The sequence below is a fragment of the Streptomyces actinomycinicus genome (genome assembly GCF_016741775.1).
Taxonomy (GTDB): Bacteria; Actinomycetota; Actinomycetes; order Streptomycetales; family Streptomycetaceae; genus Streptomyces; species Streptomyces actinomycinicus.
Map to the genome: position 1 here is coordinate 164714 of NZ_JAERRK010000019.1, position 15696 is coordinate 180409.

Here is a 15696-nt window from a genome sequence, read left to right on the forward strand (position 1 = left end):
CCGCGCACCCACACGCCACTGGGCGCCATCGAGTCCACCCCGGGTCTTCAGGGCGGCTTCATCCGGGAGTTCCGGGACCGCGGGATCGTGCAGCGCGTGAGCGACGGAAGACCGGCCGGGCCCGTGGGCGCCGCGCAGGACGACAACGGTGCCGGGCCCGGCCGACGCCGGGTGTACGGCGGTGCCCCCGGGGCGTGCGAGACCGCGGCCGCGGTCGGCATCCGGTGCTACCGGCACGAGGGCGTCGTGGTCACCAACCGGCAGCGGGTCCACGGCCTCGGCCGGCTCGCGGGCACCTGGGAGCTGACCCTGGCCGACGGACGCACCCTGACCGCGCCCGCCGCGCTGCCGGACCTCCGGCCGGGCGAGACCGCGGCCGTGCCCCTGGGGCTGGCGCTGCCGGTGGACGGCGGTGCGCTCTGGCTGACGCTGCGGGTGGTCACGACCGACGACCGTCCGGGGACACCACGCGGTACGACTCTGTGCGCGCCGCGCATCCAACTCCGCGGGGCGGTGGCGGACTCGGGGCCGGCGGGGGTTCCGGCGCCGCTCCTTCGTACCTCGTGCGGACCGCCGACCGTCGCCGAGACCGGCCCCGCGCGTATCTCTGACCGCCGCTTCCCCCTCACCTCCCGGAGCAACCGTGTGCACGTCGCGTGATCCTTCCCAGGGCGAGGCCGCACAGGCCGGTGCCGGGCGCCGCGGCTTCCTGAGAGCGACCGCGCTGCTCGGCGCCGCCGCCACGGCCGGGGTGGCGTTGCCGGCCACCGCGGCGGCGGCCGAGGCGGCCGAAGCGAGGAGGGCGGGCAGCCGGCGGCCCGATACGGAGAGCCGCCGGTTCACGCTCGCCGTGATGCCCGACACCCAGTACCTCTTCGACGGACCGAGCATCGACCCCGCACCGGTCGAGGCGTCGCTGCGCTATCTGCTGGAACACGGCAGGGACGAGAACATCGTCTTCCTGTCCCACCTCGGCGACCTCACCCAGAACGGCGCCGAGGACGAATTCGCGGCGATCGGCGACGCGTTCGGGATCCTGGACCGGCGGGGCGTCGGCTACAGCGTCCTGGCCGGCAACCACGACGTGCGGTCGACGACGGACGACCAGCGCGGCGCGACGCCGTACCTGGACACGTTCGGGCCGCGACGCTTCCAGGGCAAGCCGACCTTCGGCGGTTCCTCACCGGACGGCTACCACACCTACCACCTGTTCCGGGCGGCGGGCCGCGAGTGGATGGTGCTCGCGCTGGACTGGCGGCTGTCGGCGCAAGGGTACGCCTGGGCGGAGGAGGTGCTCGCCCGGCACCCGCGGACTCCGGTCGTCCTCACCACGCACGAGCTGGTCGTCGCCGACGACACGTTGTCGCCGTACGGCCGGCAGCTGTGGGACCGGCTGATCGAGGGCCACGACCAGATCTTCCTGACCCTGAACGGCCACTACTGGCCCGCGGGCCGGGCGATCCGCGAGAACGCGGCCGGCAACGACGTACACCTGCACCTGACGAACTATCAGAACCGCTACTTCGGCGGCGCGGCGATGATCCGCCTCTACCGCTTCGACCTGGACCGGAACGTCATCGACGTGGAGACGATCTCCCCGTGGATCCTGGGCCGGGCCGCCAAGGGGCTCAACGAGCTGGAGCGACAGGAGATCGAGCTGAGCGGCGACGCCGACCGCTTCACGGTCGGCATCGACTTCGCCGCACGGTTCTCCGGCTTCGCCCCGGAGCCGGCCCGCCCGGCGCGGCCCGCGGCACAGCTGGTGATACCGGGCACGGTCGCCTACTGGCGCTTCGACGGCCGGGCGGACGGTACGCCGGTGAGCGGCACCGTCCGCGACCTGTCCGGGCGGGGCAACGACCTCACCGTGGTCGGCGTGGGCGGTGGCACGCTCACCTGGTCCTCCGACCACCACCCCGACCAGCCCGGCCACGGCAGCCTGGAGTTCCGGGGCGACAAGTCCCCACTGCGGGGCGCCTACCTGCGCACGGTCGACGGAGCCCCGCTCAACTCAGCCACTTTCCAGCACGGTTACACCATCGAGGCGTTCTACCGGCTGCCCGCCGACTGGGACGCCGGCCGCCACGCCTGGTCCGGTCTGGTCGGCCGAACCGGCCGCAACGGTTCCGCCGGCCCGGTCACGGACGACCCGGACGAGCCGCTGGCCACACTGTCGCTCTCCGACGGGCCGGGCCCGCAGTGGGCGGCCCGTGCCCTGAACCGGCAGCAGCTCGCCACCAACTGGGGAGACGAGACCGCCCGGGAGAGGTGGTGGCACGTGGCCGTGGTGAACGACGGACGCCACACGACGATGTACGTCCAGGGCTGCCCCGTGGCCCGGAACCCGCACGCGGCGGCCGTCGGCATCGCCTCGGCCGGGCGGCCCTGGCTGCTCGGCGGCTACGAGTACGCCGACCGCATCGACCAGGTCCTGCACGGGCGGCTCGGTGACGTCCGGATCGTCTCGCGGGCACTGCCCGTCTCCTCCTTCATGACCCGCTGACCGCCTTCCGAGGATCACCATGACCGAGCAGCAGCCGCCCGCATGGGCCGACCCGGCGGTCGCCCCCGCCGCCCTCGACGCCCAGGGCGTGTCGAGACGCCGTCTCCTGCGCCGCGCGGGCCTGTTCGGTGCCGCGTTCGCCCTCGGCGGGTCCGCCGTGCCGGCCGTCGCCGCCACCGGCCGCGGCTTCGGCGGCGAGGACCCCCGCCTCGCCTACCTGGTCGGCGACCACCACGTCCACTCCGTGTACAGCCACGACGCGAAGTACACCTTCTCGCAGCAGGCACGGGCCGCCGCCCGGTACGGCCTGGACTGGATGGTCTTCAACGAGCACGCCAACTTCGGGCACGCCTCCCACGGCGCCGCGCTGGAGCACCGGGAGATCCTCAGGGCCCGCGCCGAGAACCCGCGCCAGCTGATCTTCCAGGGCCTGGAATGGTATATTCCGGCCGCCGAGCACTGCACGGTCTTCGCGGCGCCCGGCCCGCACGAGGCCGACCTGCTCACGCGGTTCGAACTCGCCTACGACGGCAAACTGCTGGGCTACACCGAGGGTGCCGCCGGGGCGACCGACACCGCCCGCAACGAGGCCCACGCCGTCAAGGCCATCCAGTGGCTGGCCGAACAGCGCCGTACCGGTTACGTCGACGACGTCCTCGTCTTCGCCAACCACCCGCTGCGCCTCGGCATCGACTCCCCGCACGAGATGCGCAACTGGCGGGACGCGGCACCCGAGATCATGATCGGCATGGAGGGCGCGCCCGGCGCCCAGGGCGCGGCGATCCCGGGGTGGGGCGGCGCCACGTCGGTCCGCGGCGAGTACCAGAACGGCCCGTCCGCGCAGTCGTGGGCGGGTTACCCGAGGGACGCGTGCCTCACCTACGGCGGTTTCGACTGGGCGACGGCGACCGTCGGCGGCCTGTGGGACTCGATGCTGGCCGAGGGCAGGATGTTCTCGGTCACCACCAACTCCGACAACCACCGGACCGTCTTCGACACCTGGAAGAACGGCGACTGGGCGCCGGGGCAGAACTTCGACGGCACCGGCAGGCTGCCCGACCCGGTGCCCACGGACACCCCGCAGCCCGGCAGCGACTTCTGGCCCGGCGAGTTCAGCCGTACCCACGTCGGGGTCACCCGGTACGGCTACCGCGCGGTGATGGCGGGTCTGCGGGCAGGCCGGGTGTGGCTCGACCACGGGCACCTGCTCGACGGGCTCGACGTCCGGCTCAAACGGGACTGCGACCACGGCCGCGGTGTCACGCTGGGCGGCCGGCTGCGCGTCCGCAGGGGCGAGCGGATCACCCTGTCCGTGACGGTGACGACCGCGTCCCGCCCCAACCCGCACGGCGTCCTGCCCGAGTTGGCTCACGTGGACGTCATCCGGGGTGCCGTGCGCGGCCCGGTCGCCGACCGGGACACCTGGAAGGCGCCGGACACCAGGGTCGTGCACACCACCGAGGTCACCGGACGCCGGGGCACCTACACGCTGCGCATCCCGCTGACCGCCGGTGAGGAGTCGTTCTACGTCCGGCTGCGCGGCAGCGACGGCAACCGGCACGGCACCGGCTACCTCGGCTCGGCCGTCGACCCGCACGGGCCGGTCCCGCACGCGCCGGGGAACGGTGACCCGTGGGCGGACACGTGGTTCTATTCGAACCCCGTCTTCGTCGACGTGACGGAGAGCCGATGAAGCGCCGGCTTCCGCCGGCATCGCACCAGGGGCAGTTCGAAGCCCGGTTGACCACCGGGGGCTTGGCTGCGGTGCCCGTCGCGGGGAGCAGGGCGCCGGCGGTGTCCGGGGAGCGGGTCACGGCTCGCGCGAGTGATGCGCGGGAGAGCACCGGCCGTCGACCAGCGTGGTCACCAGGCGTGTCATGGCGGGTCCGGGGTCGGGTGCGCCCGGCCAGCTGGTCATCAGCAGATGGTGGGCGGCGCCGACGACGGCCAGCGCCACGCTGCTCGGGTCGACGGTCTCCGCCAGCCGGCCGAGCCCCTGTTCGGCCTCCAGATAACCGGTGACGGCCGTCTGGATCGCGTCGAAGCCCGGTGCCCCGCCCTCCAGTGCCCGGCGGATGCGCAGCGCGGCGCCGGGCCGGGTCATGGCCAGCCCCGAGATGCCCGGGCCGCCGGACTCGAACAGTGCGAGGGCGACGGCGTCGAGGTTCCGGGCCACGGTGTTCCGCCCCACGAGTTCCGACAGCGACCGCGCCTTCGCGGCGGTCCGCGCGAAGCGGCTGAGGCAGAGTTCGGCGACGAACTCGTCCATCCCCGAGAAGTGCGCGTGCAGCAGCCCCTTGGCGCAGCCTGCCTCGGTGGTGACGGCCCGGCTGGTGAGGGCGCCGGGGCCGTCCCTCTCCACGACGCGCTCGGCGGCTGCGAACAGCTGCTCGCGCGCGTCCGGCGTCGCCACTCCACGCGGTGACATGGGCCCCTCTTCCGTTCCGCTTGCGGGCGCCCGCAAGGCGCCCCAACTGCCGTGATGGTAGCGGACATTGCATGCTTGGGCAGATGCCCATACTGTTTGGGCAGGCGCCCATACCTTGGGGTGCACGCCCATCCCCCGTCATCCGTCGCAGGAGGCACCCGTGCCCGACGTCGTCAACACGGAACAGGCACACGCATGGAACGGCCCCGAGGGAACCCACTGGGCCCGCAACCAAGACCGCTGGAACGCCGTGAACGAGGGCTTCAACGAGCCGCTGCTCGACGCCGCCGCGCTCACCGTGGCCGATCGCGTCCTGGACCTCGGCTGCGGCTCCGGACAGACCACGCGCCTCGCCGCGCGCGGGACGCCCCACGGTCACGCACTGGGTCTCGACCTGTCCGGCCCCATGCTGGCCGAGGCGCGGGCCGGCGCGGAGCGCGAGGGCATCACCAACGCGTCCTTCCTGCAAGGTGACGCGCAGGCCCACCCCTTCGACGCGGGCGAGTTCGACACGGCGATCAGCCGCTACGGCGTGATGTTCTTCGCCGACCCGGTGGCCGCGTTCGCCAACGTCCACCGGGCATTGGCACCCGGCGGCCGGCTGGCGTTCGTCTGCCCGGCGGAACCGCTGCTCAACGGCTGGGTGGTGGCCATGACCTCACTCCGTGACGTTCTGCCGGTCGGTGAGTTCGGACAGCCCGGCCTGCCCGGCATGTTCTCCCTGGCGGAACCGGACCGCATCCGCGAGGTTCTCACCGCGGCCGGTTTCACGGGCATCACCGTCAGCCGGACAGAGGCGCTCGGGGCGTGGGGGGAAGGAGCCGAGGACGCGGCGGACTTCCTGCTGGGCACGGGCCCCGGCCGCCACCTGATGGAACAGACCGACGCACCGGGACGGAGCAGCGCCCGCCGCGCCCTCACGAACCACCTGCGGGCCCATGAGACGGCGGACGGCACCGTCCGCCTGCGCAGCACCTCCTGGCTCGTCACGGCGGACCGCCCGGCCACCCCGGCGGACCGGGCCTGACGGCGGCCACGGCCGCATCCACCGCCCGCACTCCGAGGCCCGCCGCTCACCCCACCTTCCGCCCTCCACTACCCGCCGCACCCCCCCTTCCGCCCTGCGCCGCTCACCCTCCGCCCTGCGCCGCCCGCCGCTCACCGCCCGCCTACCGCCCTGCGCCGCCCGCCGTCCGTCCGCCGCCACCCCACCGGCGGGGCGTCGGCGGGCGTCGCGCTCCGATCCGGTACGGGTGGCTTCAGCGGGTGAACTCCCGTGCGCCGCAAAGACTTTCCCTGCTTCAAGTCTTGACGGTCCGAGAGCCGGAGAGCACATTGGCGGCACTTGAGAGCGCTCTCACGCACCCACGAGAGCGCTCTCGTCAGCGCATCCCGTGCACACCCCCGTACCGAGAGGTTCCCCATGAGCGCACCCTCCGGCACACCCGGACGCCGCCCCGTGCGGCGCACCCTCCTCACCGTCCTCGCCACGCTCGGCCTGGTGGCGGTGGCCGCCACGGCCGCCACCACGCCCGCCGACGCCTCCGCCCCCACGCCACCCTCGGGCTGGACGCAGGTCTTCGCGGACGACTTCGACGGCGCGGCCGGATCCGGCGTGAACACGGCCGACTGGCAGTACGACACCGGCACTTCGTACCCCGGCGGCGCCGCACGCTGGGGCACCGGAGAGGTCGAGACGATGACGTCGAGCACCAGCAACGTGTCGCTGGACGGCAACGGCAACCTGCTGATCACCCCGCGGCGTGACGCCTCCGGCCACTGGACCTCCGGCCGGATCGAGACGAACCGCACCGACTTCCAGCCCCCGGCGGGCGGGAAACTGCGGGTGCAGGCCCGGATCCGGATGCCCGACGTCACCGGCGCCGCGGCCAAGGGGTACTGGCCGGCGTTCTGGATGCTCGGCGCCCCGTTCCGCGGGAACTACTGGAACTGGCCGGGCATCGGCGAGCTGGACATCATGGAGAACGTCCAGGGCCTGAACACCGACTGGGCCACGATGCACTGCGGCACCAACCCGGGCGGCCCGTGCAACGAGACCTCCGGCATCGGCGGCTCCACCGCCTGCACCGGCACCACCTGTCAGGCCGGCTTCCACACCTACGCGATGGAGTGGGACCGCTCGACCAGTCCTGAGGAGATCCGCTTCTACCTGGACGGCGTCAACTTCCACACGGTGCGGGCGAACCAGGTCGACGCGACGACGTGGGCCAACGCCACCGACCACGGCTACTTCCTCATCCTCAACGTCGCGATGGGCGGCGGTTTCCCGGACGCGTTCGGCGGCGGCCCGGACAGCGGGACGGAGCCCGGCCATGCGATGGCCGTCGACTACGTGCAGGTCCTGCGGTCCTCCGGCGGTACGACTCCCCCGCCGTCCGGCAACCGGGACGCGTACGGCACCATCCAGGCCGAGTCGTACGACGACCGGTCCGGGATCAGCACCGAGACCACCACGGACTCGGGCGGCGGACAGGACATCGGGTACATCGCCAACGGTGACTGGGCCCTGTACAAGGGGGTGAACTTCGGGTCCACGCCGGCGCGGCAGTTCACCGCGCGGGTCGCGAGCGGTGCGGCCGGCGGGGTCAGCGGACTGGTGGAGGTGCGCCTGGACAGCCGCGCCAACGCGCCTGTCGGGAGCTTCGCGGTGGCCGACACGGGCGGCTGGCAGTCCTGGCGGACGGTCCCGGCCAACATCGGCGCGGTGACCGGCACGCACGACGTCTACCTCACCTTCACCAGCGGCCAGCCGGCCGACTTCGTGAACGTGAACTGGTTCGGCTTCGGACACTGAGCGGGCCCGGCGCACCGGCCGGACGGCCTACCGCAGGTCCGCCCGGAACGCCACCGGTGTCCGGCCGGTGTGCAGGTGGAAGAACTTGGAGAAGTTCGCCGCGTCGGGGAAGCCCACGGCCACGCCGACGCGGCCGATCGGCAGGTCCGTGTGGGCCAGGAGGCGTTTGGCCTCCAGGGCGACGCGTTTGTCGATGAATCCTTTCGGGGTCCCGCCGGTGGCCGCGCGGACGGCGCGGACCAGGGTGCGGCGGGAGTAACCGAGGGCGTCCGCGTAGGCGCTGACGCTGTGGTTGGTGGCGAAGTCCCGCTCCACCGCGTCGCGGAAGCGGGTGAAGGCGTTGTCCGTCTGCTGCCCGGGGGAGCGTGCGGAGCTGGCCGCGAGGTGCGCGAGGCGCAGCAGGAAGGCCGTCAGGGTGTGCCGGAGTACGGCCGTGTGCAGGCCGAGCGGGAGCGTGGTGGTGTCCTCGTACTCGCGGCGGAGTTGGTCCAGCACCGCCTGGAGGGCGGTGAGCTGGGCCGGGCCGGGGTGCAGCAGGGGCGGCAGGTCGTAGCGGTACAGGCCGGTGGCCTCGACGGTGGCGCTGGGCAGGAAGCCGGGCTGCATGGTGAGGACGGTTCCGCGGTACACGTTCTCGCGGGAGAAGCGGTGGACCTGTCCGGGTCGGATCCACAGCAGGTCGCCGGCCGTCGCCTCGTACTCGGCGAAGTCGACCATGTGCCGTACGGGTCCGCCGGTGAAGAGCATGACCACGTGGAAGTCGATGCGGTGGACGCGGTGCAGGGGCGCGTCGGCGTGCCAGGTGCGGTCGGGTCCCAGGGGACCGATCTGCATGCCGACGCCGCCGACTGCCAGGTCGGCAGGGAAGGGGAGGGTTCTGATCCCGTCGCGGTCCGGGTTCGCGCCGTCGCCGGTGTCGCCGCCGGCGCCTTGCTGCGTTCTGTCGGTCATGCCCTTTTCGTGCCGTCCCTGTCGCGCGGTCGCTGTCCCAGATTCACCACAGGCTGGCACACCGCACCCTTCCCTCAAAAAAGTCAGACTTTTAAGTTTGAACACATCCGGACCGTTAGCCGCACCGAACGAGGACTTCTTGAAGATGACTCCCGGGACATCCGACGGCTTCGAGTGGACCGACCTCGACCGTCGCGCCGTGGATACAGCCCGTTTGCTGGCGGCCGATGCGGTGCAGAAGGTGGGGAACGGACACCCGGGCACCGCGATGAGCCTGGCACCTGCCGCGTACACGATCTTTCAGAAGGTGATGCGACACGACCCGGCCGACCCCGAGTGGACTGGCCGTGACCGGTTCGTCCTCTCCCCCGGCCACACCTCGCTGACCCTCTACACACAACTCTTCCTCGCCGGGTACGAGCTGGAGCTGGCCGATCTGCAGGCGTTCCGGACACACGGCTCCAGGACTCCGGGTCACCCCGAGTACGGGCACACCGCCGGCGTCGAGACCACCACCGGTCCACTGGGCCAGGGCGTCGCGAACGCCGTCGGCATGGCGATGGCCGCCCGCTACGAGCGCGGTCTGTTCGACCCGGACGCCCCCCGGGGAACCTCCCCCTTCGACCACATGATCTGGGCGATCGTCTCCGACGGCGACCTGCAGGAAGGCGTCTCCGCCGAGGCGTCCTCGCTGGCCGGCCACCAGAAGCTCGGCAACCTGGTCCTCCTCTACGACGACAACCACATCTCCATCGAGGGCGACACGGCGACCGCGTACTCCGAGGACGTGCTGAAGCGGTACGAGGCCTACGGCTGGCACACCCGGCGCATCGAGCCCACCGCCGACGGCGACATCGACGTCCGGGCCCTGCATGCGGCGCTGGAGGCGGCCCGGACGGAGACCGGACGGCCTTCGATCATCGCGATGCGCACGATCATCGCCTGGCCCGCCCCGAACGCGCGGAACACCGAGGCCTCCCACGGCTCAGCCCTCGGCGAGGACGAGATCGCCGCCACCAAGCGCATCCTCGGCTTCGACCCGGGGCGGACCTTCGAGGTCGCCGAGGAGGTGCTGCGCCACACCCGCCGGGCCCTGGACCGGGGTGCCGAGGCGCACGCGGCCTGGGACAAGCGGATCGCCGAGTGGCGTGCCGCGCAGCCGCAGCGGGCCGAGCTGTTCGACCGTGTGAGCAAGGGCGAACTGCCCGAGGGCTGGGAGGAGGCCCTGCCCGTCTTCGAGGAGGGCAGGGCCGTAGCCACCCGCGCCGCCTCCGGCAAGGTGCTGCAGGCGCTCGGCCCGGTGCTCCCCGAGCTGTGGGGCGGCTCCGCGGACCTCGCCGGGTCGAACAACACCACCATCGACGAGGACAGCTCGTTCCTGCCCGAGGGCAACCCGCTGCCGGAGGCTCACCCCTACGGCCGTACCGTCCACTTCGGCATCCGCGAGTTCTCGATGGCCGCGGAGATGAACGGCGTCGCCCTGCACGGCGACACCCGCGTCTACGGCGGCACCTTCCTCGTGTTCTCCGACTACATGCGCAACGCCGTCCGGATGTCGGCGCTGATGCAGCTGCCGGTGACGTACGTCTGGACGCACGACTCCATCGGACTCGGTGAGGACGGCCCCACCCACCAGCCGGTCGAGCACCTCGCCTCGCTGCGTGCCGTCCCGGGTCTGAACGTCGTCCGCCCGGCGGACGCCAACGAGACCGCGGTCGTCTGGGCCGAGATCCTGAAGAGGCACGCCACCGACCCCGCCCCGCACGGGCTCGCGCTCACCCGCCAGGGCGTGCCGGTGTACGCGCCCGACCCGGACGCGGCCAAGGGAGGCTATGTGCTGCGCGAGTCCTCGACGGAGGTCCCGGAGGTGATCATCATCGCGACGGGATCCGAGGTGCAGCTCGCCGTGGCCGCGCGGGAACGGCTGGAGGCCGAGGGGACGGGCACCCGGGTGGTGTCGATGCCGTCGGTGGAATGGTTCGAGCAGCAGCCGCGCGAGTACCGCGAGCGGGTGCTGCCCCCGGCCGTGAGGGCCCGGGTCGCCGTGGAGGCCGGCATCGCCCTGACCTGGTACCGGTTCGTGGGCGACGCGGGGCGGATCGTCTCGCTCGAACACTTCGGTGCCTCCGCCGACGCCGGGACGCTGTTCACCGAGTTCGGCTTCACCCCCGAGAACGTCGCCGCCGCAGCCCGCGAGTCGCTCGCTGCCGCGCGCGCCTGATACCGACGCGAAAGAAAGATGATCACTGTGACCGAAGCAACCGCCACCCCCGGAGCCCTCAAGCGCCTCGCCGACGAAGGCGTGTCGGTCTGGCTCGACGACCTGTCGCGGAGGCGGATCACCTCGGGCGGCCTCGCCGAGCTGGTGGCGAACGGAAGCGTCGTCGGTGTCACCACCAACCCGTCCATCTTCCAGGCCGCCATAGGCTCCGGCGAGGGCTACGAGGAGCAGCTCGCCGACCTCGCCGAGCGGGGTGTGACGGTGGACGAGGCGGTACGGATGATGACGACCGCCGACGTGCGGGACGCCGCCGACATCCTGCGCCCCGTGTACGACACGTCGGGGGGCCGGGACGGCCGGGTCTCCATCGAGGTCGACCCGCGCCTGGCCCACGACACCGCGGCCACCGTCGCCGAGGCCAAGCAGCTGGCCTGGCTGGTCGACCGCCCCAACGTGATGATCAAGATCCCGGCGACCCAGGCGGGCCTGCCGGCGATCACCGAGGTCATCGGTCTCGGCATCAGCGTCAACGTGACCCTGATCTTCTCCCTGGAGCGCTACCGCGAGGTCATGGCCGCCTACCTGGCCGGTCTGGAGAAGGCCCGCGAGCGGGGCGTCGACCTGGCCACGGTCCACTCGGTCGCGTCCTTCTTCGTCTCCCGCGTGGACTCCGAGATCGACAAGCGGCTGACCGCCCTCGGCACCGACGAGGCCCTCGCGCTCAAGGGCCGCGCCGCCCTCGCCAACGCCCGCCTCGCCTACCAGGCGTACCAGGAGGTGTTCGCGTCCGGGCGCTGGCCGGCCCTCTCCGGCGCCCGGGCGAACAAGCAGCGCCCGCTGTGGGCGTCGACCGGGGTGAAGGACCCCGCGTACAAGGACACCCTGTACGTGGACGAACTGGTCGCGCCGGGCACCGTCAACACCATGCCCGAGGCCACCCTGAACGCCGTCGCCGACCACGGTGAGATCACCGGCGACACCGTGACCGGCGGCTACGCGCAGGCCCACGCCGACCTGGCCGCCGTCGAGCGGCTCGGCATCTCCTACGACGAGGTCGTCCGGCAGCTGGAGGACGAAGGCGTCGCCAAGTTCGAGGCGGCCTGGCAGGAGCTGCTGGACGCCGTCGCCACGTCCCTGAAGAGCAAGGGAGTTGACGCCTGATGACCGAGAACGCACCCGCCCAGGCACCCGAGCAGGCGCGCGTGCCGGTGATCCCGGCCGCCGACTGGGTGAACCCGCTGCGGGACACCCGCGACCGCAGGCTCCCCCGTATCGCCGGACCTTCGGGCCTGGTCATCTTCGGGGTGACCGGTGACCTGTCCCGCAAGAAGCTGATGCCGGCCGTGTACGACCTGGCCAACCGCGGTCTGCTGCCGCCGGGCTTCTCCCTCGTCGGGTTCGCCCGCCGGGACTGGGAGGACCAGGACTTCGCCCAGGTCGTGCACGACGCCGTCCGTGAGCACTCCCGCACCCCGTTCCGTGAGGAGGTCTGGCAGCAGCTGGCCGAGGGCATGCGGTTCATCCCCGGCGACTTCGACGACGACACCGCGTTCAAACAGCTGAAGGACGCCGTCGAGGAGCTGGACGCCTCCCGGGGCACCGGCGGCAACTTCGCGTTCTACCTCTCGGTGCCGCCGAAGTTCTTCCCCAAGGTCGTGCAGCAGCTGAAGAAGGTCGGCCTGGCGAGCCCGCCGCAGGGCTCCTGGCGGCGCGCGGTCATCGAGAAGCCGTTCGGCCACGACCTGGCCAGCGCCCGTGACCTGAACGCGATCGTGCACGAGGTGTTCGAACCGGACCAGGTGTTCCGGATCGACCACTACCTCGGCAAGGAGACCGTCCAGAACATCCTGGCGCTGCGTTTCGCCAACCAGATGTACGAGCCGATCTGGAACCGGTCGTACGTCGACCACGTCCAGATCACCATGGCCGAGGACATCGGCATCGGCGGCCGGGCCGGCTACTACGACGGCATCGGCGCCGCCCGGGACGTCATCCAGAACCACCTGCTCCAGCTGATGGCGCTGACCGCCATGGAGGAGCCGATCGCGTTCGACGCGGAGGCGCTGCTCACCGAGAAGCTGAAGGTGCTGAAGTCGGTGCGTCTGCCGGAGGACCTGGGCCGGCACACCGTGCGCGGCCAGTACGCGGCCGGCTGGCAGGGCGGCGAGAAGGTCGTCGGCTACCTGGAGGAGGACGGCATCGACCCGAAGTCGAAGACCGACACCTTCGCCGCGGTCAAGCTGGGCATCGACAACCGCCGCTGGGCGGGCGTCCCCTTCTACCTGCGCACGGGGAAGCGGCTGGGCCGCCGGGTCACCGAGATCGCGGTGGTCTTCAAGCGGGCCCCGCACTCGCCGTTCGACTCCACCGCCACCGAGGAACTGGGCCAGAACGCGATCGTCATCCGCGTCCAGCCGGACGAGGGCATGACGGTGCGGTTCGGCTCGAAGGTGCCGGGGACGTCGATGGAGATCCGGGACGTGTCGATGGACTTCGCCTACGGCGAGTCGTTCACCGAGTCGAGCCCCGAGGCGTACGAGCGGCTCATCCTGGACGTACTGCTCGGTGACGCCAATTTGTTCCCCCGCCACCAGGAAGTGGAAGAGTCCTGGAAGATCCTCGACCCGATCGAGGAGTACTGGACGGCGCACGGCAGGCCGGCGCAGTACGCGTCGGGCAGCTGGGGACCGAGGGAAGCCGACGAGATGCTCGCACGAGACGGACGGAGCTGGCGCAGGCCATGAAGATCGACCTGACCGACACCACGGCAAGCAAGATCAACAAGGCGCTGGTGCAGGGCCGCCGCGCCATCGGCACGCCGGCCGTGGGCATGGTCCTGACGATGGTCATCGTCACGGACGAGGAGAACGCCTACGACTCGATCAAGGCGGCCGAGGAGGCCTCGCACGAGCACCCCTCGCGCACCCTGGTCGTCATCAAGCGGCACGCCCGCACCCTGCGGGACCGCACCCACTCGCGGCTGGACGCCGAGGTACGCGTCGGCTCGGAGGCGGGCACCGGCGAGACGGTCGTGCTGCGCACCTACGGCGAGGTGTCCGACCACGCCGACTCGGTCGTCCTGCCGCTGCTGCTGCCGGACGCCCCGGTCGTCGTCTGGTGGCCGGTGGAGGCACCCGACACACCCTCCAAGGACCCCCTGGGCGCGCTGGCCCAGCGGCGGATCACCGACCTGTACGCGGTCGAGCGGCCGATGGAGGTCCTGGAGACCCGCGCCCGCAACTACGCGCCGGGCGACACCGACCTGGCCTGGACGCGGCTCACCCTGTGGCGGTCCATGCTGGCCGCCGCCCTGGACCAGGCCCGGGCGAAGGTGACGTCGGCGGCCGTCGAGGCCGAGGCGGACAATCCCAGCGCGGAACTGCTGGCCCGCTGGCTGGAGGCCCGGCTGAACGTGCGCGTCGACCGCGTGGTCACCGCCGGACCGGTCGTGACCGCCGTACGCCTGGGCACCGCGGCCGGCGAGATCGTCATCGACCGCCCCGAGGGACCGCTCGCCACACTGACCCTGCCGGGCCAGCCGCCGCGCACCCTCGCCCTGAAGGTCCGCTCCACCTCCGAACTCATCGCCGAGGAGCTGCGCCGCCTCGACGCCGACGAGATGTACGCCATCGCCCTGCGGGGCGAGGCCGCCGAGGAGAACGCCTGAGATGGCCGAGTTCCCGAAACTCACCAGCCGGCCCGAGTGGACGGCACTCGCCCGCCACAGCGCCCAGGGCCGGCCGCACCTGCGCGAGCTGTTCGCGGCGGACCCCGGGCGCGCCGAGCGGTACGTCGTACGGGTCGGCGACCTGTACATCGACTACAGCAAGCACCTGGTCACCGACGAGACGCTGGCCCTGCTGCGGCAACTCGCCGCCGCCACCGGCGTGTTCGCGCTGCGGGACGCCATGTTCCGCGGCGAGAGGATCAACGTCACCGAGAACCGGGCCGTGCTGCACACCGCGCTGCGCGCCCCGCGGGACGCGGTGATCGAGGTCGACGGCGAGAACGTGGTGCCGAAGGTGCACGCCGTGCTCGACAAGATGGCCGGCTTCGCCGACCGGGTCCGCTCGGGCGAGTGGACCGGTCACACCGGCAAGCGCATCCGGAACGTCGTCAACATCGGCATCGGCGGCTCCGACCTCGGGCCCGCCATGGCCTGCGAAGCGCTGCGCCCCTACACCGCACGGGACTTGACGTTCCGGTTCGTGTCGAACGTGGACGGCGCCGACCTGCACGAGGCGACCCGCGACCTGGACCCGGCCGAGACGCTCTTCATCGTGGCGTCCAAGACGTTCACCACGATCGAGACGATCACGAACGCGACGTCGGCGCGGTCCTGGCTGCTCCGGGCCATGGACGGCGACGAGAAGGCGGTCGCGAAGCACTTCGTGGCACTGTCCACGAACGCCGGGAAGGTCGCCGGGTTCGGCATCGACCCCGACAACATGTTCGAGTTCTGGGACTGGGTCGGCGGCCGCTACTCGTACGACTCGGCGATCGGCCTGTCCCTGATGATCGCCATCGGCCCGGACCGGTTCCGGGAGATGCTCGGCGGGTTCCGCCTCATCGACGAGCACTTCCGCACCGCGCCCGCCGAGTCCAACGCCCCGCTGCTGCTGGGCCTGCTGGGCATCTGGTACGGCAACTTCCACGACGCGCAGTCGCACGCCGTGCTGCCCTACAGCCACTACCTGTCGAAATTCACCGCGTACCTCCAGCAGCTGGACATGGAGTCCAACGGCAAGTCGGTGGACCGGCAGGGCGACCCGGTGCAA

At 71.9% G+C, this 15696-nt stretch carries 11 protein-coding genes and 1 pseudogene; 10 read left to right on the forward strand and 2 right to left on the reverse strand.

The window, feature by feature from the left end; all coding sequences use genetic code 11:
• Positions 1-24: 24 nt before the first annotated feature.
• The 3 genes and pseudogenes from JK359_RS29370 to JK359_RS29380 all read left to right on the forward strand — a co-directional run.
• A pseudogene (locus JK359_RS29370) lies at positions 25-513 on the forward strand (DUF4981 domain-containing protein); the annotation flags it as partial.
• A gap of 130 nt (positions 514-643) precedes the next feature.
• Positions 644-2503, forward strand: coding sequence for a LamG-like jellyroll fold domain-containing protein (locus JK359_RS29375; protein WP_201842019.1), 1860 nt, complete (start codon positions 644-646; stop codon positions 2501-2503).
• A gap of 19 nt (positions 2504-2522) precedes the next feature.
• Positions 2523-4196: a PHP domain-containing protein gene (locus tag JK359_RS29380; RefSeq protein ID WP_201842021.1), complete on the forward strand. Its 1674-nt coding sequence runs from the start codon at positions 2523-2525 to the stop codon at positions 4194-4196.
• A gap of 117 nt (positions 4197-4313) precedes the next feature.
• On the opposite strand, the gene JK359_RS29385 is transcribed toward JK359_RS29380, so the two are convergent.
• Positions 4314-4931: a TetR/AcrR family transcriptional regulator gene (locus JK359_RS29385; protein ID WP_201842022.1), complete on the reverse strand. Its 618-nt coding sequence runs from the start codon at positions 4929-4931 to the stop codon at positions 4314-4316.
• 160 nt (positions 4932-5091) lie between these two features.
• Here JK359_RS29385 and JK359_RS29390 point away from each other — a divergent pair, with 160 nt between their 5' ends.
• Together JK359_RS29390 and JK359_RS29395 are read left to right on the forward strand one after the other, a co-directional pair.
• Positions 5092-5958 (forward strand): class I SAM-dependent methyltransferase, encoded by an 867-nt coding sequence (locus JK359_RS29390; RefSeq protein ID WP_201842024.1) that lies wholly within the window; start codon positions 5092-5094, stop codon positions 5956-5958.
• Between the two features lie 396 nt (positions 5959-6354).
• Positions 6355-7746, forward strand: a complete 1392-nt coding sequence (locus JK359_RS29395; protein WP_201842026.1) for a glycoside hydrolase family 16 protein — start codon at positions 6355-6357, stop codon at positions 7744-7746.
• A 27-nt stretch (positions 7747-7773) separates the two neighbouring features.
• On the opposite strand, the gene JK359_RS29400 is transcribed toward JK359_RS29395, so the two are convergent.
• On the reverse strand, positions 7774-8697 hold the full coding sequence (locus JK359_RS29400) for a helix-turn-helix domain-containing protein (protein WP_201842028.1): 924 nt from the start codon (positions 8695-8697) through the stop codon (positions 7774-7776).
• 145 nt (positions 8698-8842) lie between these two features.
• On the opposite strand from JK359_RS29400, the gene tkt reads away from it, so the two are divergent.
• The 5 genes from tkt to pgi all read left to right on the forward strand — a co-directional run.
• A complete protein-coding gene (tkt, locus tag JK359_RS29405; RefSeq protein WP_201842030.1) occupies positions 8843-10918 on the forward strand; it encodes a transketolase in 2076 nt (691 codons plus the stop codon).
• A gap of 18 nt (positions 10919-10936) precedes the next feature.
• On the forward strand, positions 10937-12079 hold the full coding sequence (gene tal, locus JK359_RS29410; RefSeq protein ID WP_201842032.1) for a transaldolase: 1143 nt from the start codon (positions 10937-10939) through the stop codon (positions 12077-12079).
• Positions 12079-13662 (forward strand): glucose-6-phosphate dehydrogenase, encoded by a 1584-nt coding sequence (gene zwf / locus JK359_RS29415; RefSeq protein ID WP_201842034.1) that lies wholly within the window; start codon positions 12079-12081, stop codon positions 13660-13662. Before tal ends, zwf begins: the two co-directional genes overlap by 1 nt.
• Positions 13659-14585: a glucose-6-phosphate dehydrogenase assembly protein OpcA gene (gene opcA / locus JK359_RS29420; protein WP_201842036.1), complete on the forward strand. Its 927-nt coding sequence runs from the start codon at positions 13659-13661 to the stop codon at positions 14583-14585. Before zwf ends, opcA begins: the two co-directional genes overlap by 4 nt.
• Position 14586: 1 nt before the next feature.
• A partial coding sequence (gene pgi, locus JK359_RS29425) for a glucose-6-phosphate isomerase (RefSeq protein ID WP_201842038.1) occupies positions 14587-15696 on the forward strand: 1110 nt, incomplete at its 3' end.